This window comes from Streptosporangium album, from assembly GCF_014203795.1.
GTDB lineage: Bacteria > Actinomycetota > Actinomycetes > Streptosporangiales > Streptosporangiaceae > Streptosporangium > Streptosporangium album.
Window position 1 is genome coordinate 2,172,025 of the sequence record NZ_JACHJU010000001.1, and the last position, 22,028, is coordinate 2,194,052.

The following is a 22,028-nucleotide window of genomic DNA, read 5'->3' on the forward strand; positions in this document are numbered from 1 at the left end:
TGCCCTGTTTGGGTATACATGGTGATATTTCGGGGGGTTCATTGTGGGGATACGGCTGGCGCGACTGATGGCGTGCGGGATGGCCCTGGTCATGGGACTCGGAACGGCGGGCTGCGGGGCCTTCGGACACGCCGGGAAGGAGAGCTCCATCCCCGGACGCTCCGCGGCCGAGGGCTTCAAGATCGGCCTGCTGCTGCCGGAGTCGGAGACGACCCGTTACGAGAAGTTCGACCGTCCTCTCATCACCCAGAGCGTCGCCGCGCTCTGCCCCAAGTGCCAGGTCGTCTACGACAACTCCGACCATGACGCCTCCCGGCAGCGGCAGCAGTTCGAGGCGATGCTCGCCGAAGGCGTCAAGGTGATCATCGTGGACCCGGTGGACGCCGGCGCCATCGCGTCGTCGGTGTCCGAGGCCAGGGACCAGGGCGTGCGGGTGGTCGCCTACGACCGTCTGGCCCGCGGCCCGATCGACGCCTACACCTCCTTCGACAACATCCAGGTGGGCAAGATGCAGGGCCAGGCCCTGCTCGACGCACTCAGCGCGGGAGGCGATCCGAAGAGGGGCCCGATCGTGATGATCAACGGTTCGCCGCTCGATCCGAACGCGAGCGACTTCAAGAAGGGCGCCCACGCGATCCTCGACGGCCGGGTCGTGATCGGCAAGGAGTACGACGTCCCGGGCTGGAGCCCCGGGCAGGCCGGCGCCGACGCGGCCGAAGCGTTCGCCGCGCTCGGCGCCTCCACCGTCATCGGGGTGTACGCGGCCAATGACAGCATGGCCGGTGCTGTCGCCAACGCGATGCGGAGCGCGGGGGTGAGGAAAGGCACGCCGCTGACCGGCCAGGACGCCGAGCTGTCGGCCATCCGGCGCATCCTGCTGGGCACGCAGACGATGACCATCTACAAGCCGATCAAGCCCGAGGCCGAGAACGCGGCGCGGATGGCCGTCGACCTCGGCCTGGGCAGGAAGGTGAAGGGCAGCGGCAGCGGCAGCGGCACCGTGGACAACGACACCTCCTCGTCGATCCCCGCCCGGATCATCCAGCCGGTCGTGGTCACCAAGGACAACATCAAGGACACCGTGGTCAAGGACGGGTTCTGGAGCGTCCAGGAGATCTGCGTGGCGAGCGTGCGGGCCGCGTGCAAGGCCGCCGGGCTCTCCTGACAGGGAACGCTCTCCTGGAGGGCGACTCCGCCGAGCGGATCATCTCCGACAGGGTGGACGACCCCGAGAACCTGCGTGCCGAGCTGATCCGGCTGATCAGCGGCATCCGGGGGCAGTGACCCGGCCGCCCTCCCGCTCTCCGGTCCCGCGCGGGCTCCTGGAAGGACGCAGGACGATGGTTCGCCGGCCTGCGCTGACGGAAAAGATCGTTTTCACGAGCGCGCTGCGCTGAGCTCACCGGCCCCGGTGACCTGGGCGATCAGGACGCAGGTGTCGTCGGCCGCGTTGATCGGCACCATGGCCTCCATGACCGCCGACAGCCGGTCGGGAGACGCCGGGGAGATCGGCCGGAGCGCCTCGGCCACGGCGGCGCTCATGAGGTCGAGGCCCTCGTAGAGGTCACGGCCGCGCTTCTCGATGAGCCCGTCGGTGAACATCACCAGCAGGTCGTCGGGGCGGAGCCGTACGGTGCCGCAGGTGTAGCTCGCGTCCTCGAAGACACCGAGCAGGACGCCCGGGTGCAGCAGCCTCTCCACGTGGGAGCCGCGGGCCAGGAGCATCGGAGGATGGCCGGCGTGGGTCCAGCGCAGGGTGCGGTCGCCCGGGTGGTAGCGGGCCACGAGCGCGGTGGCCAGCGCGTCGGGCCGTAGCCTGCACAGCAGGCGGTTCAGCGCGGTGAGGATCTCCGCCGGGTCGTGGCGGGCGAAGGCCAGGCCGGTGATGGTGTGGCGGAGCTTCGCCATGGCGGAGGCGGCGGCCAGGCCGGTCCCGGCCACGTCGCCGACGACGAGCAGGACGTCACCGTCGTCCAGGCCGATCGCCTGGTACCAGTCGCCTCCCAGGTAGGCCGCCTTCTCGGCGGGCTGGTAACGCCCGGCCACCCGCAGGCCGGGCAGGGTGGAGGGCTCCGTCTGGACCGGCATGATGATTTTCTGCAGGTGGGCCGTGAGCCGGTTCTCCTCTTCCAGCTGCCGGCTGACGCTGGCCGGCTCGCCGGTCGTCTGGCGCCAGCTGGTGATGTCCTGCATGACGCCGTGGATCTCCAGGAGCCGGCCCGACGCGTCGTGGGTCGCCTCGGCCGAGATCCGGACGTGGCGGAGGGAGCCGTCGACCTCGATCCGGACCTCGAACTCGTGGGGCTCGGTGCTGCGTGTCCACACCTCCGCCGCCCGCTGGAGGATGGGGCGGTCGTCACTGTGGACGAGGGTGGCGTAGTCCTCGGCGGTGAGCGGGCCGTCGGCCGGATCCCGCCCGTGGATGCGGTAGAGCTGCGGTGACCAGGTGATCTCTCCGGTCAGCAGGTTCCAGCTCCCCCAGCCGAGGTTGCCGAGATGCTCGATGCGGGCGAGGCTCGCCTCCAGCCGTTGCCCGATGTCCGCGCGCACCCAGCTGACGAGCAGGCCGCCGTCGAACCGGGTGATGCGCATGACGTAGGTCGAACGGTGCGGGACGCCGTCGGCGACCTCGATGTGCTCGTAACGGCCGAACCGCTCGGCCACGCCGGTCTCCATCACGCGCAGATGGGTCTGCCAGAGCTCCGTGTCCATCACCGAGGGGTAGCTCAGCCGGACGCGCAGGCCGATCAGCTCCTCGCCGCGCCGACCGTGGATGTCCTCGGCCTCCGGGCTCACGGCCTGGATGCGGAGGTCGACGATCGCGCCCGACACGTCGCGGACCGGCACCGACCAGCTCGCCGAGCCGGGCATCACGTCGAGCATGGCCCGCGTCGCCGCGGAGGGGACGGACACGCGGTCCGCGGGCAGGAACTCCATGAGCCCCTCGAATGCGAGATCGGCGGCCGAGGCCGCGCGTGCCCGCGCCGGATCGGCGTCGCGCCTCGTGGGAAGCGGCGTGACCCCGGTGGTCGTCTCCAAAACGTTCGACCCGCTGGAGGGCAACAGTCGACGTTCGTCTCCTGGGCTCAGGATGGTCTTCCTTCCGGATGGCCCGTACAAGGCTCGGACGAGGCCGGTGACGAGAGCACCGGCACGGGCTTCAATCAGATGGTCGAGGTGGCTGGGAGGGCGAAGTACACGCGCACGGTGGTCCCGCCCTGGCCGGTGTGGGTGCGGACGAGATCGCTGAGGAGGTTGGTGACGAGCAGGCCGCGGGAGCCCCGCTGGTGGGGGTCGGCCGGTCTGCGCCCGGCCAGCGGGTCGGCGATGTGACCGGCGTCGCTGATGTCCATGACCACCTGCCCGTCCTCGGGCCAGATACGGACGACCCCCGAACCGCCCCCGTGGTCGAGGCTGTTGGCCGCCAGCTCGCTGGCGATCAGCCGCAGGTCCTCAAGGCGCTCTCCGGAGAGCCCCATGCGGGAGGCGTGCCCGACGACGAAGTCGCGCACACCCCCCAGGAGGCCCGGGTCCACCCGGCCGCCGAAATGATGAGTGGCGGCGCGCTCGGGGTCGGGCAGCGACCGGTTGCCGTCGCGGATGACGCGTCCGGGCGCGTAGTCGCCGCTGATGCGCGTGCCGGAGCCGTCCATGATGACGGGATGGGTCATGCGGGCGTCCTTGACGACCGAGGGATCGAGCCCGTCGAGGTCGTAGGGGCAGAGGATGGTGACCGCCCGGCCGGAGAACGCGAGGTTGATCAGCGCCTCGTGCTGGAGACACGCGGGATACTCCGCCGCCGACCGGCTGGGCCAGATCGGTTCGCCGATGATGCGGGCCCGGCGGGCGGGATGGAGGTCGGCGAAGGCGCACAGGACGGCGGGGATGATGCGTCCCGGGTTGCGGCCGACCTCCGTCATGTCGGAGAACCGCACCTCGGAGGCCGCCTCGCCGAGCTCGGCTCGGAGCAGCTCCATCCTCGGCGTGGGCACGGCCACCGCGACCGGTTCGCCCGCCGCCAGGCCCTCACGGATGAACGGCACGGTGCCGTCGAGATACTCCTCGATCCCCCGGTAGAAGAGTGCCGGATGGGCGAACGGCTCCACTGGGGTGATCGTGGTGCTCATCGCGTCTCCACTTCGATCGGGGGAGGGGTCCGATCCGAGCAGGGCGGGGACGGATCTCAGACGGTTAGACAGTAGGGCGCACGGCGAAAGAACACCTTCAAAAGTACCTGTTGTCGCCTTTCACGGTGAAAAGATGGCCGTAACCTCGGCAGCACGGCCTTCCGGAACGGGGAACGGGGCTTATCCAGTCATCCCTTATGCGGGAAAATGACAGTCATGCACATTCTGATCATTGGTGGCACCCGGTTCGTCGGGCGGCACATCACCGAAGCGGCGATCGCGGCCGGGCACGAGGTCTCTCTGCTGCACCGGGGGCAGACGGGACCGGAGCTGTTCCCCGAGGCGGAGCACCTGCGGGCCGACCGCAACGCGGACCTGTCGATCCTGCGTGACCGGCGGTGGGACGCGACGATCGACGTCAGCGCCTACGTCCCCTCGCAGATCGTCTCACTCGCCGGCGCGGTCTCCACCGGCCGGTACGTCTTCATCTCCAGCACATCGGTCTACGCCGTCCCCGAGGCGCCGGGCTTCGCCGAGGACTCTCCGCTGACCGAGTTCGACGGCCCGGTCCCGGAGACGGTCACGGGCGCGACCTACGGGGCGCTGAAGGTGGCCTGCGAGCGCACCGCGGTGGACTCCTTCGGGCCGGGGACGCTGATCGTACGGCCGACCTATGTGATCGGCCCGTACGACTACACCGGCCGCTTCACCTACTGGGTGAACCGGATCGCACGCGGCGGCGAGGTCCTGGCGCCGGGTGACCCCTCGGACCCGATCCAGGTGATCGACGGACGCGACATGGCCGCCTGGATCATCACCGTGATCGAGAAGGCGGGCTCAGACGAGAAGGCGGGCGCGGGGACCTTCCACGCGGTCAGCCCGGCCCCGCCGTTCTCCTTCGGCGACATGCTGGAGGCGATCGTGGCCGAGGTAGGGCCCCCTGGGACCACGCTGACCTGGGTCGGCACGGACTTCCTGCTCGCCGAGGGCGAGGACGGCCGGTCACTGCCGCTCTGGTCGGAGGGGAACGAGGGGATGGCGGCCAACACCGCGGACCCGGCCGCCGCCACCGCGGCCGGGCTCACCCCGCGCCCGCTGGGCCGGTCGGTGCGCGAGATCCACGCGTCCGAGGCGGGTTTCTCGACGGACACCATGCTCAGCCCCGCCAGGGAGGCCGACCTCCTGGCCGGATGGCGTTCCCGCCCGGAGAGCTGATCCGGCTCGCTAAGCGGCGGCACGGTCCTGGAGGACCGCCTGGATCTCGATGACGATCTGGACCTTCTCGCTCAGGGCCTTGCCGCCTCCGGGGATGGGTCCGTTGTAGCTGACGCCGAAGTCCATGCGGTTGATCTCACCGGTGGCCGTGAACCCGGCACGGGCACCGGCGAAGGGGTCGGCTGCGAACGGGTCGGGACCGAACCCGTTGATCTCAAGCTTCAACGAGACCGGGCGGGTCACCCCCTTGAGCGTGAGCTCGCCGTCGAGCAGGAAGTCGTCACCGTCGGGGCGGATCCCGCTGGAGGTGTAGGTCATGGTCGGGTACGTGCCGGCCTCGAAGAAGTCGGCGGCGCGCAGGTGCTCGTCCCGCTGCGCGTTGCCGGTGTCGACCGAGGCCAGCTCGACGGTCGCGGTCACGCTCGACTCCAGCGGGTTGGCGGCGGTGACGATCCGGCCCTCGAACGAGCTGAAACGCCCGCGCACCTTGGTGATCATGAGGTGCCTGACGACGAAGCTCACTTCTGAGTGGGTCGGGTCGATGCTCCACGTCCCGGCGACATAGCCGGGAACCTCGACAGCACTGGCCGTCATCGTGTCTCCTTTGGTTACGTAAGGTAAGTCGGTTCCCCTCCATCAAGTGGTTCTGAAGAGGAACCACCCTTATCCTGGGGATACTTTCCCGAAGAGCACAAGAAGGCACTTTTACCTCATTCGGTTACCTGGAGAGAACCATGGACGTCAGGGCCCCCTTCGAGCACACCCCGGCGAACTGCCGCGCCCGCGAGATCCTGGACCGCATCGGGGACAAGTGGTCGCTGCATGTGATCTCCCAGCTCAGCGACCGCACCAAACGGTTCACCGAGCTCAGGCGCGACATCGACGGCATCAGCCAGCGCATGCTGACCGTCACCCTGCGCGGGCTGGAACGCGACGGCATCATCTCCCGGACCATGTACCCGGTCATGCCTCCCCACGTCGAGTACGCGCTCACCCCCTTGGGGAACACGCTGCTCGACACCGCCAGCACCTTCATCTCCTGGGCCGAGAAGCACGTCGACGAGATCGAGACCACCCGCGCCCTCTACGACGCCCGCGTCCAGAGGTTCCACGAGCCCGGCTGAGGGACGGCCTCACACGCCGGCCGCGGGCGGTGATCCCGTCCAGCACGCCCATCCTGACTCCCCCGGCCTCCGGCATGGGCGCCGCCGCCGTAAACGAGGCCGCCGTAAATGAGTGAGTGAGTCACTCACTCATTCCTGTAGGGTGGCCCGCGTGACCTCCACTTCCCAGCGCGCAGCCCCCCTTCCGCCCGACGAACGGCGGGCCGCCCTCATCGCCTCAACCCTGTCGCTGGTCCTCGCCCACGGCCCCGACGTGAGCACCCGGCAGATCGCACAGGCGGCAGGCGTGGCAGAGGGGACGATCTTCAGGGTCTTCGCCACCAAGGACGAGCTCGTGAGCGCGGCCGTGACCAGTGCCTTCGACGCCACCCAGCTCCTGGCTGAGCTGACGGCCATCGACCACGACGCCCCGCTGGAGGACAGGCTCGTGGCGGTGGTCGAGATCCTGCAGCGCCATACGGCACGCATCTTCCGGCTGATAGACGCGCTGGGGATGAAGGGAACCGTGGAGACCCGCCATCACCGGAAGACCCGAGCCGACCAGGCCGCCATGATCCGGCAGGCGATCGCCGGACTGCTCCGGCCCGACCGCGACCGGCTGCGGTGCGAGCCGTACGAGACCGCGCGCCGGCTGCAACTGATGACCATCGCCGGCAGCCACCCCCGGCTCGTCGAGGAGGACCCGCTGCCCCCCAAGGAGATCGTCTCCACACTGCTGGACGGAATCCGCCTGCGCCCCGACCACGACGCGCTCCCCCCGGACGCGTCAGAGGGAGAACCCCCATGCTGAGCCGTCTGCTCCGCACCTACCTGCGGCCCTACTCGTCGGCGCTGACCGCTGTGGTGGCGCTGCAACTGGTCGGCACCATGGCCTCGCTGTACCTTCCCAGCCTGAACGCCGACATCATCGACCAGGGCGTCGCCACCGGCGACACCGGCTACATCCTGACCACCGGCGGCTGGATGCTGGCCGTCTCCCTCGTGCAGATCGCCTGCTCCATCGCGGCGGTCTACTACGGCTCCCGCGCCGCGATGGGATTCGGCAGGGATGTCCGCTCCGCCGTCTTCCACCAGGTGGGCGGTTTCTCCGCCCGCGAGGTCGCCCAGTTCGGGGCGCCCTCGCTGATCACCCGCAGCACCAACGACGTGCAGCAGGTCCAGATGCTCGTCGTGATGACCTGCACGATGCTGGTCGCCGCGCCGATCATGTGCGTCGGCGGCATCATCATGGCGTTGCGCGAGGACATCGGCCTTTCCTGGCTCATGCTGGTCTGCGTCCCGGCGCTGCTGATCTCCATCGGCCTGATCATCTCCCGTATGGTCCCGCAGTTCCGCGCCATGCAGACCCGGATCGACACGGTCAACCAGGTTCTGCGCGAGCAGCTCTCCGGTATCCGCGTCGTGCGCGCCTTCAGCCGCGAACGCGAGGAGACCGTCCGGTTCGGCGGGGCGAACGACGCGCTGACCTCGACGGCGCTGCGCGTCGGACGGCTGACCTCGCTCATCTTCCCCGTCGTGATGCTGATCCTCAACGCCTCCAGCGTCGCCGTCCTCTGGTTCGGCGCCGGCCGGGTCGACGGCGGCGACATGCGGATCGGCGCGCTCACCGCCTTCCTCATGTATCTGATGCAGATCCTCACCTCGATGATGATGGCCACCTTCATCTCGATGATGATCCCCCGCGCCGCGGTCTGCGCCGAGCGCATCGGCGAGGTGCTGGACACCGAGTCGTCGGTGCGCCCGCCCGACAGTCCCGTGCGGCAGCCGCACGGCCACGCCGAGCTGGAGCTGCGTGACGTCGAGTTCCGCTACCCGGGTGCGGCGGCGCCGGTGCTGTCCGGCATCTCCTTCCGTGCCGTCGCGGGGCAGACCACCGCCGTCATCGGCAGCACCGGCTCGGGCAAGACGACGCTGGTCTCCCTGGTGCCCCGGCTGTTCGACGCCACCTCCGGCACCGTGTCGGTCGACGGCGTCGACGTCCGCGACCTCGACCCCCAGGCGCTCTGGACCCGCATCGGCCTGGTGCCGCAGAAGCCGTACCTGTTCACCGGCACCGTCGCCAGCAACCTGCGGTACGGCAACCCGGACGCCACCGACGAGGAGCTGTGGGAGGCGCTGGACGTCGCCCAGGCCCGCGACTTCGTCGAGGCGATGCCCGAAGGTCTCGACGCGCCCATCACCCAGGGCGGCACGAACGTGTCCGGCGGGCAGCGGCAGCGGCTCTCGATCGCCCGGGCGCTGGTCAGCAGACCCGAGATCTACCTGTTCGACGACTCCTTCTCGGCCCTCGACCTGGCCACCGACGCCCGGCTACGCGCCGCCCTGCGCCCCCACACCGCCCAGGCCGCCGTCGTCATCGTCGGCCAGCGGATCTCCACCGTCGCCGACGCCGACCAGATCATCGTCCTGGACGACGGCGTGATCGTCGGCAGGGGCACCCATGACGAGCTGCTGGATTCCTGCCCGACCTACATCGAGATCGTCGAGTCCCAGATGACCGTGGAGAGCGCAGCATGAGCGAACGGCCCATGACCACCACGCGGCGTCCCCCGGTGGGAGCCGGCGGCTTCGGCCGGGGGCCCTTCGCGGGAGCAGGGATGCCCGCGGAGAAGTCGATGAACTTCGGACCGTCCACGCGACGGCTGCTACGGCGCCTCAGCCCCGAGCGCATGCGGCTTTTCGCCGTGCTCGGCCTCGCCGTGATCAGCGTCGTGTTCGCCGTCGTGGGGCCGAAGATCCTCGGCCGGGCGACGGACCTCATCTTCAGCGGCGTGATCGGCAAGCAACTTCCCGCCGGAACGACCACCGAGCAGGCGGTCGCGGCCGCCCGCGCGTCGGGCAACGACAACTTCGCGGGCCTGCTCGCGCAGATGGACGTCGTCCCCGGCCAGGGGATCGACTTCCCCGCGCTGGGCACCGTCCTGCTGTGGGTGCTGGGGCTCTACGTCGCGGCATCGGTCTTCAGCTGGCTGCAGGGCTACCTGCTCAACGACGTGGTGCAGCGCACCGTCTTCCGGCTCCGGTCGGACGTCGAGGACAAGCTGAACCGGCTCCCCCTGCGGTTCTTCGACGGCCAGCCGCGCGGCGAGCTGCTCAGCCGGGTCACCAACGACATCGACAACGTCTCGCAGACCCTGCAGCAGACGATGAGCCAGCTCCTGACCTCGCTGCTGACCGTGATCGGCGTGCTGGTGATGATGTTCGTGATCTCGCCGCTGCTCGCGCTGATCGCCCTGGTGACCATCCCGCTGTCGATGGTCGTCACCGGGCAGGTCGCGAAACGCTCGCAGAAACTGTTCGTCGCGCAGTGGGCCGGCACCGGCGCCCTGAACGCCCACATCGAGGAGGCCTTCACCGGCCACGAGCTGGTGAAGGTGTTCGGCCGCCGGCCGGAGGTCGAGAAGGTCTTCCAGGACAGGAACGAGGAGCTGTTCAAGGCCAGCTTCGGCGCCCAGTTCATCTCCGGGATCATCATGCCGACGATGATGTTCATCGGGAACCTCAACTACGTCGCCATCGCCGTCGTCGGGGGCCTGCGGGTCGCCACCGGGTCGATGAGCCTGGGTGACGTCCAGGCGTTCATCCAGTACTCCCGGCAGTTCACCCAGCCGCTGACGCAGGTCGCCTCGATGGCCAACCTGCTGCAGTCGGGGGTGGCGTCGGCCGAGCGGGTCTTCGAGCTGCTGGACGCCACCGAGCAGGACCCCGACCCCGCCGACCCGGTGCTGCCCACCACCCGGCAGGGCCGCGTCGAGTTCGAGCACGTGTCCTTCAGCTACACCCCCGAGCAGCCCCTCATCGAGGACCTGTCGCTGGTGGCCGACCCCGGGCACACGATCGCCATCGTCGGCCCGACCGGTGCGGGGAAGACCACCCTGGTCAACCTGATCATGCGCTTCTACGAGCTGGACGCCGGCCGGATCACCCTCGACGGCGTCGACATCACCGCGATGCGCCGCGAGGACCTGCGCTCGCACATCGGCATGGTGCTCCAGGACACCTGGCTGTTCGGCGGCACCATCCGCGAGAACATCGCCTACGGCAACACGCAGGCCACCGAGGAACAGATCCAGACCGCCGCGCGGGCCACCTACGTCGACCGGTTCGTCCGCACCCTGCCCGACGGCTACGACACCGTCATCGACGAGGAGGGCAGCAACGTCAGCGCCGGTGAGAAGCAGCTGCTGACCATCGCCCGCGCCTTCCTCGCCAACCCGTCCCTGCTCATCCTCGACGAGGCCACCAGCTCGGTCGACACCCGGACCGAGGTCCTGGTGCAGCACGCGATGGCCGCGCTGCGGACCGACCGCACCAGCTTCGTCATCGCCCACCGGCTGTCCACCATCCGCGACGCGGACCTCATCCTGGTGATGGAGGCGGGAAGCATCGTCGAGCACGGCACCCACGACGAGCTGCTCGCCGCCCGGGGCGCCTACCACCGGCTCTACTCCGCGCAGTTCAGCGGAGCCCTCGTGCCGGAGGACGACGGGGCCCCGTGAGCTGAACCCCGCATGCCGTACGGCACCGCGCCGTACGGCATGCGGCCCTGCTGCAACGTCACCACCCCGCGTGAGCCGGGGAGGAACCGCCCGGTCATGGTGTGGATCCACGGCGACGGGGCGGTCGGCGTGGTGCTGATCCTCACGTCCTTCAGCGGACGAGCAGGTCGATCACACCTGTGGTCCCCTCGTCGCCGTGGCCGTCCGCGAGGCGGCGCTCCATCAGGGCCGTGAACGGGGTCAGCAGCTCGGCGCTGACCCCTTGCTCCTCGGCCGTGCGCAGCAGGGTCGAGTTGCCCTCGACCATCATGGCGAGATTGGAGACCACGCCCTTGGTGTAGTCGCCGCTCTCCAGGTGGCCGGCGGTCCCGTACGCGTAGGGGGCCATGGCGGTGAGCCAGTTGACGAGCAGAGGGGCCAAGCCCGCCGGCGCGATGTCCTCCTTGCGGATCAGCGCGAAGGCGTGCGAGATCCCGGCGAACATTCCGGTCATCGCGCTGAGCAGCGCCACGTCGTGGAGGGCCGCGAAGCCGGGATCCTCACCGACGTACATGGTGCCGGCCGGTACGGCCAGCGCGCCGTGGTGGGCGTCGAAGAGGGCGCGGGATCCGCTGTAGAAGACATAGCCGCCGGATTCCGGGGCGCCGATCATCGGCGGGACCGCCATGATCCCGCCGTCCAGGAAGCGGGCGCCGCGCTCCTCGGCCCACTCGGCACGGGCGCGGGCCTGGGCGGGAGTGCCGGTGGTGAGGTTGACCAGGTCCTTTCCCGTCAGGTCGACGCCGGCGAGGGCCTCGCCGACCGAGGCGTCGTCGAGCAGGCAGACCACCACCAGCTCGCCGGCGGCCACTGCGTCGGCGGCCGTTCCGGCGATCTTCGCGCCCTCGGCGGCGAGCGGCTCGGCCCGGCTGGCGGTGCGGTTCCAAACGGTCAGCGGATGCCCGGCGGCGAGCCATGCGCGGGCGAGCGCGGTACCCATGTCGCCGAGCCCGAGAAGGGTGAGCTCAGTCTTGTTGAAGGTGTCATGTTCCATGCCGATTAGTCTTGGTCCAGGCCCCGGAAGGATCAATTACGCACTTTGAAGTGGGTGATTACTGTGGGGTAAGCGAGCAGGCGAGAGGGGTGTGCCATGGGGACCGCGCGGAGACCGGGAGCGTATGTCTGCGGGATCGACGCGGCGATGGACGTCATCGGCGGCAAGTGGAAGGTGCTGATCCTCTGGGCGCTCAACGAACGGGCGTGCCGCTTCGGCGAGTTGCGCAGGCTGGTGCCGGGGGTGACCGAGAAGGTGCTCGCCTCCCATCTGCGGGAACTGGAGGTGGACGGAATCGTGCATCGCGAGGTGCACGACGAGATGCCGCCCCACGTCGAATACTCGCTGACCTCGCTCGGCGTCTCGCTCAACGGGGCGCTGGCGCCGCTCGGCCGATGGGGACGGGAGAACATACTCGGCGGCGCGGAGAACACTCACCACGTCCCGCGCTAGAGCCGGTCCTGTGGATCCGAGAGCCGGTTCAGGACCGCGATGAGCAGGACCCGCGCGGTGGACGACGGATTCCTTCAGGCCTGACCGTTCACCGCGGATCCGGCACTCCCAGTACGGCCCGCACGACGGCGTCGGTGTCGCTGAGGTCCTCCAGCACCAGCTCCGCGCCGGCCTCGCGGAGCGCCTCGGTGTCGCTGAAGCCCGTGGCGACCGCGACCACCCTCGCCCCGCCCAGGTGACCGGCCAGGACGTCGTTCGGGGTGTCGCCGACCAGCACGGTGCTGCGCGGGGTGAAGGATTCGCCGTACTTGCGGGCGGCCCGTTCCTGCGCCAGGCCCACCAGGGCGGCCCGGTCCTCGTGGTCCATGCCGTAGGCCGCCACCTCGAAGTCCACGAGGTGGTCCAGCCCGAACGCCTTCAGCTTGCCGATCGCGAGAGGCTCCATGTTGCCGGTGAGCACCGACTGGACGACATCGTCCCGCTCCGCCAGCGCCTCCAGCGCCGCCAGCGCCCCCGGCAGCGCCCGGCCGCGCTCCCGGATGGCGGCCTCGTAGCCGGCGAACGCCTCGGCGATGGCGGCGCCGAAGGAGTCGAGGAGTCCGTCCGACACCTCGATGCCGTGCGACCGGAGGACCTCGGTGCTGATCGCCCGCTCGGTCCGCCCGGCGAAGTCCGCGATCCGCTCCAGCCGCCGCCCGGTGGCCGCGTGCAACGCGTCGGCGTAGATGTTCCTGGTGACCCCGCTGATATTGATCAGCGTGTGGTCGATGTCCCACAGCACGAGCGTTCTCGAAGAGCTCACCCCCCGACCCTAACCGGGCACCTGTCTCCTGTCGCCGGTCCCTCAGCGTCCACCTCGCCGAGCAGCCGGGGCGTATCGAGCGGGTACGGCCGGTCGAACGAGAAATCATGCACCGAACGACCTCCTTCCTCCTCATGATTCACCGCCGGACGTGCCGGCCTTATCCCTCGAAGCAGGGGCATGAGCCCCCTTATCGAGGGGTCTCGGCATAAGAGCTGACCACCCCCTTGTCAACACATCCAATTATCGAGATATCATCGCCATATGGCGATTAATCATGAGGGCGGGCGGTGCGTGAGCGCCGACGTCGCCGCGGGCATCCCCCCGGCGGTGGCGCTGTTCCACTCGCTGGCCGATGAGACCCGGCTGCGCATCGTGCAACGTCTGGCGCGCGGGGAGGCCCGGGTGGTGGACCTGACCGCCGAGCTCGGGCTGGCCCAGTCCACGGTGTCCAAGCATCTGGCCTGTCTGCGTGATTGCGGGCTGGTCGACTACCGCGCCGAGGGCCGCCAGTCGTTTTACGCCCTGGTGCGCCCGGAGTTGATGGATCTGCTGGCCGCCACCGAGCAGTTGCTGTCCGCCACTGGGCACGCGGTCGCGCTGTGCCCCGTCCACGGCCCCGGCCAGTGACCCGCCGGGCGATGCCCTCCCCCGTGCGGGCCGCCTACATCCGCGAGATGACCGCGGCGCGCACCGCGCCCGACCCCGCCGCCCGGTGGCGGCACCTGGAGCGGGCGCACATCCTGTCCCAGCCCTGGCCGTGGCCGCACACCCGCAACCACCTGGCGATGTTCGCCCTCGCGATCGCCCAGCGCGACCGGCGCGAGGCCCTGGGCCAGGTGGTGCGCATCGTCGTGGCCGCGCCCGGTTCAGCGCTGGGCCGCTACCCCGAAGGCAACACCGGTCGCGCCGTCGTCGCCCTCACCCGGCCCATGCCGGTGCCCGAGGACCTGGCCGCCCTTCTCCGGGCTGCCTGAACCAGACCATCGCTCTGGCTTGCAGGAGTCGCCTCGGACCGTTGCTTCGCGTTCGGCTCTTGCTGCCGTGAGTGAGGCTCTTGACCCTCACGTGGCGTCAGGCTGCACAGTCGGTGCCGTGGAGGATCACTGGACCGTGGGACGCGTGGCCGAGCTGGCCGGCGTGAGCGTCCGCACGCTGCATCACTATGACGAGATCAGGCTCGTTCGGCCGTCGGCGCGGACCGTGGCCGGGTACCGGGCCTATTCGGCGGGCGACGTGGAGCGGCTGCGGGAGGTGCTGGCCTATCGGCGGTTGGGCTTCGGGCTGCGGGAGGTTGCAGAACTGGTCGGCGACCCGTCCACCGACGCGATCGCGCACCTGCGCCGACTGCGCGGCCTGCTGCTGGAGCGGCGTGATCGCGCTGACGCCATGGTGGCGGCCATCGACAGGGAACTTGAGGCACGGGCGAAGGGACTGACGGTGACACCGGAGGAGCAACTGGAGATGCTCGGTGCACGGCTGTACGACGCGATCGGCGGCGCCTACACCGCGACACGGCGTACCGAGCCGCGGATCGCCGCGCAGATCTGGGACGCGCTCGGGGACGCGCAGACGGTGCTGAACGTCGGGGCCGGCACCGGCTCCTACGAGCCTGCTGATCGCGACGTGATCGCGGTGGAGCCATCGGCGGTCATGCGGGGGCAGCGGCCTCCCGGCTCGGCGCCGTGCGTGGCCGCCGCCGCGGAGAGCCTGCCGTTCGAGGACCACTCCTTCGACGTCGCGATGGCCGTCTCCACCGTCCACCACTGGGGGGACCCGATAGCGGGGCTGCGCGAGATGCGGCGCGTGGCCCACCGCGTGGTGGTGCTCACGTTCGACACCGACGAGCCCGGATGGCAGGACCGGTTCTGGCTTACCCGCGACTACCTGCCCGAGTTCGCCGCCGTCCTCGCAGAATTTCCCTCGCTTGCTGGGATGGCCGACGCGATCGGCGCCCGCGCTGAGCCGGTGCCCATCCCGTGGGACTGTGCTGATGGCCTGTTCGAGGCGTACTGGCGCCGACCGGCGGCGTATCTGGAGGATCACGTACGCCGTGCGATGTCGGTGTGGACGAGGGTCGGGCCGAAGGCCGAGCAGCGGGCGGTGCGAAGCCTCAGCGACGACCTCGACTCCGGCCGGTGGGCCGAGCGCAACAGCGACCTCGCCGACCTCGACGCGGCAGATCTCGGCCTCCGCCTGCTCATAGCTTGAACCGCGTCGCAGCGTCAGCGTCATGGCGGCTCCTGGACGGCCCGCCGGTCATGTGCGGCGCTGAGCGGGCATGGCGCTGTGGACGGGACCGGCGGCGCGACCCGGCATGCCCAGGTCGATCGCCCGCGAGCTCCGCTGGTCGATCCGCACAAGCTTGTCTTCCGCTCCGGCGAGGCTGATTCGCAGACCTTCGATCTCGCCGAGCCATCCTTCGCATTCGGCTTCGGCGATACGGGCGAGCAGGTTGTCCCGGATCTCCTCCAACCGGGCGCGTTGGGCCGGGTCGGGTCGGAGGAGCGAGCGCTGCGATTCCTCACAGTTCTCAACTGATCATGTCCCGTGCTGGTCAAGAAGGCCGTTCCATACGATGATCTCTGCATGTCGCCCCGTACGTCCGCCGCGCTGGCGGGCTTAGCCCTGGCCGTCCTGGCCGCCGGATGCGCCGATCCGGCCGCCGACCGGGTGTCGCCCGTCAGCGCGACCCAGCCCCCGGCGTCCCCGCCACTGCCGTCGCTCACGGTGGTCCCGCCGCCCTCGCCCATGGTGTCCTCGGGTCCCGCAACTCCTGGTCTGGGCGTCATGCGTTGAGATAGGCGAGCACCGCGAGCACCCGCCGGTTGTCATCTTCCGAGGCGGCCAGCCCCAGCTTGGTGAAGATGTTGTGGGTGTGCTTGCTGACGGCCTTCTCGGTCACGAAGAGTATGGTGGCGATGCCCGCGTTGGACCGTCCCTCGGCCATCAGGGCGAGCACCTCGCGTTCCCTGGCGGTCAGGGCGTGGATCGGGCCGGTCGCCGTGTCGTGCTTGGTCAGCAGCTCGGAGACCACCTTGGGATCCATGACTGTGCCGCCTGCCGCCACCTGTCTGACCATGTCGACGAACCGTAGGACGTCGAAGACGCGGTCCTTGAGCAGATAGCCCACCCCGCCGCGGTCGTCGGAGAGCAGCTCGCGGGCGTAGAGCTGCTCGACGTGCTGGGACAACACCAGTACGGGCAGTCCCGGTACCTCTTGGCGGGCCTTGATCGCGGCCTGAAGTCCCTCGTCAGTGAAGGTGGGCGGCAGCCGTACATCGACGATGGCGACGTCCGGCCGGTGGGTCAGCAGGGCGCGCAGCAGCGAGGGGCCGTTGTCGACCGCCTCGATCACGTCGAAACCGTGGACCGTGAGCAGTTGCACCATGCCCTCCCGCAGCAGGGCGAGGTCCTCGGCTATCACAACGCGCACGGCAACTCCATGGTCACAAGGGTCGGTCCGCCCACCGGACTGCTGAGTTCCAGCACCCCGTCGAACGCGGCGAGCCTGCGCTGCAGCCCGCGCAGGCCGCTGCCGCCCTCAGGGTCGGCGCCGCCCCGGCCATTGTCGCCGACCTGCATCCACAGGCTGCCGTCGGCGTACCACATGCGCACCCAGGTACGGTCGGCGCCGCTGTGCTTGGTGGCGTTGGCCAGTGCCTCGGCGATGGCGAAGTAGGCGGCGGACTCCACCGGCGGCCGCGGCCGGGACGGCAGGGCGAGGTCCACCTCGGTCGGCAGCGCCATGGACACCGCCAGGGCCCGTACGGCGCCCTCCAGTCCGCGCTCGGCGAGCACCGGCGGGTGGATGCCGCGCACCAGGTCGCGTAGTTCGGACAGGGCTGCGCTACTGGAGTCCATGGCGTCGGCCAGGAGCCGGCGGACCATGACGGGGTCGCGCTCGACCAGGGTGTCGGCCAGGCCCAGGCTCATGCCCAGGGACACCAGACGGGCCTGGGCGCCATCATGCAGGTCCCGTTCGATGCGGCGCAGCTCGGCGGCCTGGGCGTCGACGCTCTGCGAGCGGGTCTCGGTCAGCCGCTCGACGCGCAGCGCGAGCCGGGCGGCGCGGGTGGGCGCCAGCAGCAGGCGGTTGAAACGCGCGTGCAGGGCGAGCACCGGCGAGGCGACGAGCAGGCCCACGACCACCAGCAGCACACCCTGAGGGATGGCGAGGTAGGCGTCGGTCTGGTTCCTGATGGGCCAGATCAGGCCGAAGCCCCAGCGCGGGCCCATCTGTTCCCACAGCAGGGGCGTGACGAAGACGCCGTTGAGGCCGTAGGCGACCAAGGAGGCGGGCAGCAGCCCCAGCACGAGTCCGATGGGCGCATCCAGCAGCATCCACACCAGGTCGCGCCAGGTCGCGGGGTCCGCCAGCAACCGGCGGCAGTGCCGCCAGGAGCCGACGGCCTCGTACGCGTCGACCTCCCCGGCGCTCCGGTAGGGCACGTCGATGCGCACGCCGGACCACTCCCCGGACACTCGGCGCTGGTAGTTGGCCAGCCCGCGGACCGCGATCATCACGACCGGCAGTGCGAACAGGCCTACTCCGACGGTCACGGAGACGATGGCGAGGACGGTGACGATGAACAGGGGGAGGCTGCCGACCTGGGCGAGTACCGCGATCAGCAGGCCGCAGCCGCACGAACCCAACCTCCCCGCCCAGGTGATGCCGCTCTTGACGCCCGCGTCGCCGGTGGCGCTCACCCTCGGCCTGCGCGCGCCGGTCGGCCGCCCGCCGCCGGCGGTCCCCCGCGAACGGCTGGACCTCATGCCGCACACTTGCCCTGACCTCCTATGTGACCAAAAATGTGGTTGTCTCCTCGTGCGCATCCATCATGCAGGACGGACCGGATGCCCCCGCGCCACTGGGTGCGGCGGCACGGTTTCTCAAGGATCGCGGGTGAACCCTGGAAAAGCAGTAGGGAGTGCCCCCAGGACGAAAGTGGAGTTTTGTCCACCCCTGATGGCGTCGTAACCCCCTCGGCTGGCGTGCCCTCCGCTCCGTAGCGTTGATCATGTGATCGCGTTCCCAACGCGACAGTTACGGGGAGCTTTGAATGGATACCACCACCGTCGACACGGTACGGCTGAACGCGGTTCGCAAGGTCTACGGCAAGGGCGGTACCAGCGTGATGGCCCTTGCCGGAGTCACACTGGGTTTCCAGCGTGGCAGCTTCACGGCGGTGATGGGCCCGTCGGGGTCAGGCAAGAGCACGTTCTTGCAGTGCGCGGCGGGACTTGACCGGCCGACCTCCGGCACCGTCCTACTGGACGGCGAGGACCTCGCCGGCTATGACGAGACCGCGCTGACCAAGATGCGACGCGAGCGCATCGGCTTCATCTTCCAGGCGTTCAACCTGTTGCCCGCCTTGACGGTGATGCAGAACATCACGCTGCCGCTGAAGCTGGCCCGGCGCAGGCCCAACCCCGCGCGGGTGGCCGAGGTGATCGACCGGGTCGGGCTCAGTGAGCGTACGGGCCACCGTCCGGCCGAGCTGTCGGGAGGTCAGCAGCAGCGAGTGGCGATCGCCCGTGCTCTGGTCACCGGGCCCGCGGTGGTCTTCGCCGACGAGCCCACCGGTGCACTGGACACCCGCACGGCCCGTGAAGTGCTGCACCTGATGCGCGAGTCGGTGCGGACGCTGGGCCAGACGATCGTGATGGTCACCCACGACCCGGTGGCGGCCTCGTATGCGGACCGGGCGGTCTTCCTGGCCGACGGCCGGTTCGTGGGCGACATGTACAACCCCACCGCCGAGGTGGTCGCCGAGCGGATGACGCGCCTGGGCGCCTGGGCGGGCGAGACGCAGGCGCAGCCCGCGACTGGAGGCGTGTTCTGATGCTCTCCCTGGCTCTGCGCACGCTGCGTTTCCGCATGGGCGGATTCGTGGCCACGTTCATCGCCATGTTCTTCGGCACGGCCGTGATCATGGCCTGTGGCGGGCTGATGGTGACCGGCGTCGCCAACGCCGTCCCGCCGCAACGGCTGGCCGCCGTCCCTGTCGTGGTCGTCGGCGACCAGCACAACGATTCCTCCACGCTGGCCGAGCGGGTGCGCCTGGACGAGGCGAAGGTCGCTGTCATCGCCTCGGTGCCCGGCGTCGCCAAGGCCGTCCCCGACGTGTCCTTTCCCGCCACCGTCGTGCGTGACGGTCGCCCGGTGACGGAACCGGGCGACGGCGGTACCCGCTCCTTCGGGCACGGCTGGCAGTCCGCGCAGCTAACCCCCTACTTGCTCACCGCCGGTGGCCGCCCGGATGGCGCCGGGCAGGTGGTCCTCGACGCCGCGCTGGCCCAGCAGGCGAGCGTCTCCATCGGCGACCGGGTGGACATCGTGGTCAGTGGCCGGCCCCAGCGGTTCACGCTGAGCGGGATCGCGCGGCAGGCGGGAGGCAGGCCCGCCGACCGGCCCGCGGTGTTCTTCAGTGACGCGCAGGCTCAGTCTCTGGCCGGCCACCCCGGTTCGGTGGACGCCGTCGGTGTGGCGCTCCAGCAGGGCGCCGACCTCGCTGCGGTGAGCGCCGGGATCCAGCAGGCGGTGGGCGACCAGACGGTCGTCACACTCAGCGGTGACGACCGCGGGCTCGCCGAGTTCCCGCAGGCCGCGAACACCAGGCAGAACCTGGTCACGCTGTCCGCCATCTTCGGTGGCTGGGCGATCATGGTGGCGATGTTCGGGGCGTCCTCCACGCTCGGTCTGACCGTCGCCCAGCGGCACCGCGAGATGGCCCTGATGAAAGCGATCGGTGCCACCCCCGGGCAACTGCGCCTGATGATCCTGGGCGAGACGCTGGTGATCTCGGTGATCGCGTCCGTGCTCGGCACGCTGCCCGGCGCCGCCCTCAGCGCACTGCTGTACGGCAAGCTCATCGACGCGGGACTGGCCTCCAGCGCCGTGGAGTTGCGGATCGGCTGGATACCTGTCGCGGTCGCGGTGGGCGCGTCCCTGCTGGCCGCAGTGGGCGCCGCGTACATCACCGCCCGCAAGGTCGTCAGGACCCGCGTCACCGAGGCGATGGCCGCAAGCGTCACGGAAGGTCCGTGGCTGACCCGTACGCGGGTGATCCTGTCGGTGGTCTTCCTGGCCGGCGGCGTGAGCATGGCCGTGATGACCATGACGATGATGACCGGCGACCTGACGGCGAGCACCGCGGGACCGGCCTGCATCATGTGGGCGATCGGCCTGGCCCTGCTCTCACCCGGCTTCACCAGGGCGATCGTCGCTCTCCTCAAGGGGCCGCTGCACGCCGTCTCAGGAGTCTCCGGCCGGCTCGCGGTGCTCAACGCCAAGGCGTACACGGTCCGGATGGCCGCCACGATCACGCCCATCATCCTGCTGACCGGCATCGCCACCGGCACGCTGTACATGCAGCAGATCGAGGACGCCTCCAACCGCGACGCGCACACCGGCATCCTGCGGGCCGACGCCGTCCTGACCTCCTCCATCGGTGGTCTGGACGCCGGGCTCCTCGGCCGGGTCCGGCAGGTGCCCGGCGTCGCGGCGGCCTCCGGCTACGTCTCCAGCACCGGCTTCGTCCAAAGCCCGCAGGACCCAGGGCAGACCGGTGACGGCTGGCCGCTCCAGGGCGTCAGCCCCGGGAACCTCTCGGTGCATGTTGCCTCAGGCAACCTGGCGGCCCTGGACGGCGACACCGTCGCGCTGCCCGTCGAGCGAGCCCGGGCACTGGACCGAGGAGTAGGTGACACCATCACCCTGCGGCTGGGAGACGGCGCCCCGGCCAAGGTGCGGATCGTGGCCACCTACCAGGCCGGCGGCGAGTCGACCGCGCTGCTGCTGCCGCCCCACCTGCTGGCCCCCCACACCACCGACGGGGCGGCGAGCCAGATCCTGGTGCGCCTGGCCGGAAGGGCGGACCACGCCCAGGTCACCGCGGAGCTGACCGCGATCGCCGAGGACCGGCCCGGCGTCCAGGTCTCCGGCAGCGGAGCACTGACGGCCGCGCGTACGGCCGGGCAGCAGCAACTGGCCACCATCAACTACCTGGTGGTCGGCATGATCGTCGGATATACCGCGATCTCCGTGGTGAACACCCTGATCGCGGCCACCGGCCGGCGCCGCAGGGAGTTCGGACTACAACGACTGACCGGATTCACCAGGCGACAGGTGATGACGATGATGAGCCTGGAGAGTGCGCTGACCGCGATCATCGGCACCGTCCTCGGCTCGGTGGCCTCCACCGTCACCTTGTTCCCTTACAGCGTGGCCAAACTGGGCCAGGTGGTGCCCGCCGCGCCGCTGTGGATCTACTTCACAATCGTGACCGCCACGCTGATCATCACCTTCACGGCGACCTTGCTGCCGACCTGGCGGGCCACCCGGTTCCGCCCCGTGGAAGCCACGACCACAGTGGCCTGACCGGTCATCCAACCCTTCACGCCCCGGCCAGCGGGGGTCCCGGTAGTACTGGCGAAAAATCCAACGGATATGCAGGTCAGAGCTTCTTTAAGAACCTTCGGGCACAGCCTGGAAGGTGGGCCGCTGACCTGCATCTCCGTTGTTTCCTGCGTCGTTACTACTGGGATCCCAGGTGCGGGCGGCCGACATGATGGTGTGCCCGTGTTCGCCCCCTCGTGGGGCGGGTATGAGGTTGTGCGCAGCAGCTATGCCGGTTTCACCCGAATCCGACACGCCAGATTCGGGCATGACTGGCAGAGCCGGGGCCGGATCGATTACTCTGGCTCCTAGCTTCTGGTACCGGCCCCGGGCAAGCGAAAACCCGCCGGGATCCGGTGGCCTGTAATCGAGGG

General features: G+C 69.8%; 22 protein-coding genes. 14 read left to right on the plus strand and 8 right to left on the minus strand.

The window, feature by feature from the left end; all coding sequences use genetic code 11:
• Window positions 1-43 precede the first annotated feature (43 nt).
• A complete protein-coding gene (locus FHR32_RS10215) occupies window positions 44-1,165 on the plus strand; it encodes a sugar ABC transporter substrate-binding protein (protein ID WP_184754087.1) in 1,122 nt (373 codons plus the stop codon).
• A complete protein-coding gene (locus FHR32_RS10220; RefSeq protein ID WP_184754088.1) occupies window positions 1,141-1,284 on the plus strand; it encodes a hypothetical protein in 144 nt (47 codons plus the stop codon). Before FHR32_RS10215 ends, FHR32_RS10220 begins: the two co-directional genes overlap by 25 nt.
• A 93-nt stretch (window positions 1,285-1,377) precedes the next feature.
• Here the strand turns inward: FHR32_RS10220 and FHR32_RS10225 are convergent, their stop codons facing one another.
• Window positions 1,378-3,039 (minus strand): PP2C family protein-serine/threonine phosphatase, encoded by a 1,662-nt coding sequence (locus FHR32_RS10225; protein ID WP_184754089.1) that lies wholly within the window; start codon window positions 3,037-3,039, stop codon window positions 1,378-1,380.
• Between the two features lie 125 nt (window positions 3,040-3,164).
• On the minus strand, window positions 3,165-4,127 hold the full coding sequence (locus FHR32_RS10230) for an anti-sigma factor RsbA family regulatory protein (RefSeq protein WP_184754090.1): 963 nt from the start codon (window positions 4,125-4,127) through the stop codon (window positions 3,165-3,167).
• 216 nt (window positions 4,128-4,343) lie between these two features.
• On the opposite strand from FHR32_RS10230, the gene FHR32_RS10235 reads away from it, so the two are divergent.
• Window positions 4,344-5,342 carry an NAD-dependent epimerase/dehydratase family protein gene (locus FHR32_RS10235; RefSeq protein ID WP_184754091.1) on the plus strand — a complete coding sequence of 333 codons (999 nt, stop codon included), beginning with the start codon at window positions 4,344-4,346 and terminating at the stop codon, window positions 5,340-5,342.
• A 9-nt stretch (window positions 5,343-5,351) separates the two neighbouring features.
• On the opposite strand, the gene FHR32_RS10240 is transcribed toward FHR32_RS10235, so the two are convergent.
• A complete protein-coding gene (locus FHR32_RS10240) occupies window positions 5,352-5,936 on the minus strand; it encodes a YceI family protein (protein WP_184754092.1) in 585 nt (194 codons plus the stop codon).
• Window positions 5,937-6,076: 140 nt separating this feature from the next.
• Here FHR32_RS10240 and FHR32_RS10245 point away from each other — a divergent pair, with 140 nt between their 5' ends.
• The 4 genes from FHR32_RS10245 (at window position 6,077) to FHR32_RS10260 (ending at window position 10,965) form a co-directional block, all read left to right on the plus strand.
• Complete coding sequence (locus FHR32_RS10245) at window positions 6,077-6,466, plus strand: winged helix-turn-helix transcriptional regulator (RefSeq protein WP_184754093.1); 390 nt, start codon at window positions 6,077-6,079, stop codon at window positions 6,464-6,466.
• Window positions 6,467-6,617: 151 nt separating this feature from the next.
• Complete coding sequence (locus FHR32_RS10250) at window positions 6,618-7,256, plus strand: TetR/AcrR family transcriptional regulator (protein WP_184754094.1); 639 nt, start codon at window positions 6,618-6,620, stop codon at window positions 7,254-7,256.
• Entirely contained in the window at window positions 7,250-8,983 is a 1,734-nt protein-coding gene (locus FHR32_RS10255; RefSeq protein WP_184754095.1) for an ABC transporter ATP-binding protein, read from the plus strand. Before FHR32_RS10250 ends, FHR32_RS10255 begins: the two co-directional genes overlap by 7 nt.
• A complete protein-coding gene (locus FHR32_RS10260; RefSeq protein WP_281390857.1) occupies window positions 8,980-10,965 on the plus strand; it encodes an ABC transporter ATP-binding protein in 1,986 nt (661 codons plus the stop codon). Before FHR32_RS10255 ends, FHR32_RS10260 begins: the two co-directional genes overlap by 4 nt.
• A gap of 151 nt (window positions 10,966-11,116) precedes the next feature.
• Here the strand turns inward: FHR32_RS10260 and FHR32_RS10265 are convergent, their stop codons facing one another.
• Window positions 11,117-11,998, minus strand: a complete 882-nt coding sequence (locus tag FHR32_RS10265; RefSeq protein ID WP_184754096.1) for an NAD(P)-dependent oxidoreductase — start codon at window positions 11,996-11,998, stop codon at window positions 11,117-11,119.
• A 96-nt stretch (window positions 11,999-12,094) separates the two neighbouring features.
• Here FHR32_RS10265 and FHR32_RS10270 point away from each other — a divergent pair, with 96 nt between their 5' ends.
• Window positions 12,095-12,451 carry a winged helix-turn-helix transcriptional regulator gene (locus FHR32_RS10270; protein ID WP_184754097.1) on the plus strand — a complete coding sequence of 119 codons (357 nt, stop codon included), beginning with the start codon at window positions 12,095-12,097 and terminating at the stop codon, window positions 12,449-12,451.
• 88 nt (window positions 12,452-12,539) lie between these two features.
• On the opposite strand, the gene FHR32_RS10275 is transcribed toward FHR32_RS10270, so the two are convergent.
• Window positions 12,540-13,253, minus strand: a complete 714-nt coding sequence (locus FHR32_RS10275) for an HAD family hydrolase (protein WP_184754098.1) — start codon at window positions 13,251-13,253, stop codon at window positions 12,540-12,542.
• 264 nt (window positions 13,254-13,517) lie between these two features.
• Here FHR32_RS10275 and FHR32_RS10280 point away from each other — a divergent pair, with 264 nt between their 5' ends.
• The 3 genes from FHR32_RS10280 (at window position 13,518) to FHR32_RS10290 (ending at window position 15,464) form a co-directional block, all read left to right on the plus strand.
• Entirely contained in the window at window positions 13,518-13,883 is a 366-nt protein-coding gene (locus FHR32_RS10280; RefSeq protein WP_184754099.1) for an ArsR/SmtB family transcription factor, read from the plus strand.
• 11 nt (window positions 13,884-13,894) lie between these two features.
• Window positions 13,895-14,230, plus strand: a complete 336-nt coding sequence (locus tag FHR32_RS10285) for a DUF3703 domain-containing protein (RefSeq protein ID WP_184754100.1) — start codon at window positions 13,895-13,897, stop codon at window positions 14,228-14,230.
• A gap of 118 nt (window positions 14,231-14,348) precedes the next feature.
• Window positions 14,349-15,464, plus strand: coding sequence for a MerR family transcriptional regulator (locus tag FHR32_RS10290; RefSeq protein ID WP_221465346.1), 1,116 nt, complete (start codon window positions 14,349-14,351; stop codon window positions 15,462-15,464).
• A 48-nt stretch (window positions 15,465-15,512) separates the two neighbouring features.
• On the opposite strand, the gene FHR32_RS10295 is transcribed toward FHR32_RS10290, so the two are convergent.
• A complete protein-coding gene (locus FHR32_RS10295) occupies window positions 15,513-15,728 on the minus strand; it encodes a hypothetical protein (RefSeq protein ID WP_184754101.1) in 216 nt (71 codons plus the stop codon).
• Between the two features lie 114 nt (window positions 15,729-15,842).
• On the opposite strand from FHR32_RS10295, the gene FHR32_RS10300 reads away from it, so the two are divergent.
• Window positions 15,843-16,052: a hypothetical protein gene (locus tag FHR32_RS10300; RefSeq protein WP_184754102.1), complete on the plus strand. Its 210-nt coding sequence runs from the start codon at window positions 15,843-15,845 to the stop codon at window positions 16,050-16,052.
• Here FHR32_RS10300 and FHR32_RS10305 read toward each other — a convergent pair.
• Together FHR32_RS10305 and FHR32_RS10310 are read right to left on the minus strand one after the other, a co-directional pair.
• A complete protein-coding gene (locus FHR32_RS10305) occupies window positions 16,042-16,689 on the minus strand; it encodes a response regulator (protein WP_184754103.1) in 648 nt (215 codons plus the stop codon). The two genes, FHR32_RS10300 and FHR32_RS10305, sit on opposite strands and share 11 nt — an antisense overlap.
• Entirely contained in the window at window positions 16,677-18,029 is a 1,353-nt protein-coding gene (locus FHR32_RS10310; RefSeq protein WP_184754104.1) for a sensor histidine kinase, read from the minus strand. The genes FHR32_RS10305 and FHR32_RS10310 overlap by 13 nt, the downstream gene beginning before the upstream one ends.
• Window positions 18,030-18,316: 287 nt before the next feature.
• On the opposite strand from FHR32_RS10310, the gene FHR32_RS10315 reads away from it, so the two are divergent.
• Window positions 18,317-19,099, plus strand: a complete 783-nt coding sequence (locus tag FHR32_RS10315) for an ABC transporter ATP-binding protein (RefSeq protein WP_184754105.1) — start codon at window positions 18,317-18,319, stop codon at window positions 19,097-19,099.
• On the plus strand, window positions 19,099-21,636 hold the full coding sequence (locus FHR32_RS10320; protein WP_184754106.1) for an FtsX-like permease family protein: 2,538 nt from the start codon (window positions 19,099-19,101) through the stop codon (window positions 21,634-21,636). The genes FHR32_RS10315 and FHR32_RS10320 overlap by 1 nt, the downstream gene beginning before the upstream one ends.
• The last annotated feature ends 392 nt before the right edge of the window (window positions 21,637-22,028 follow it).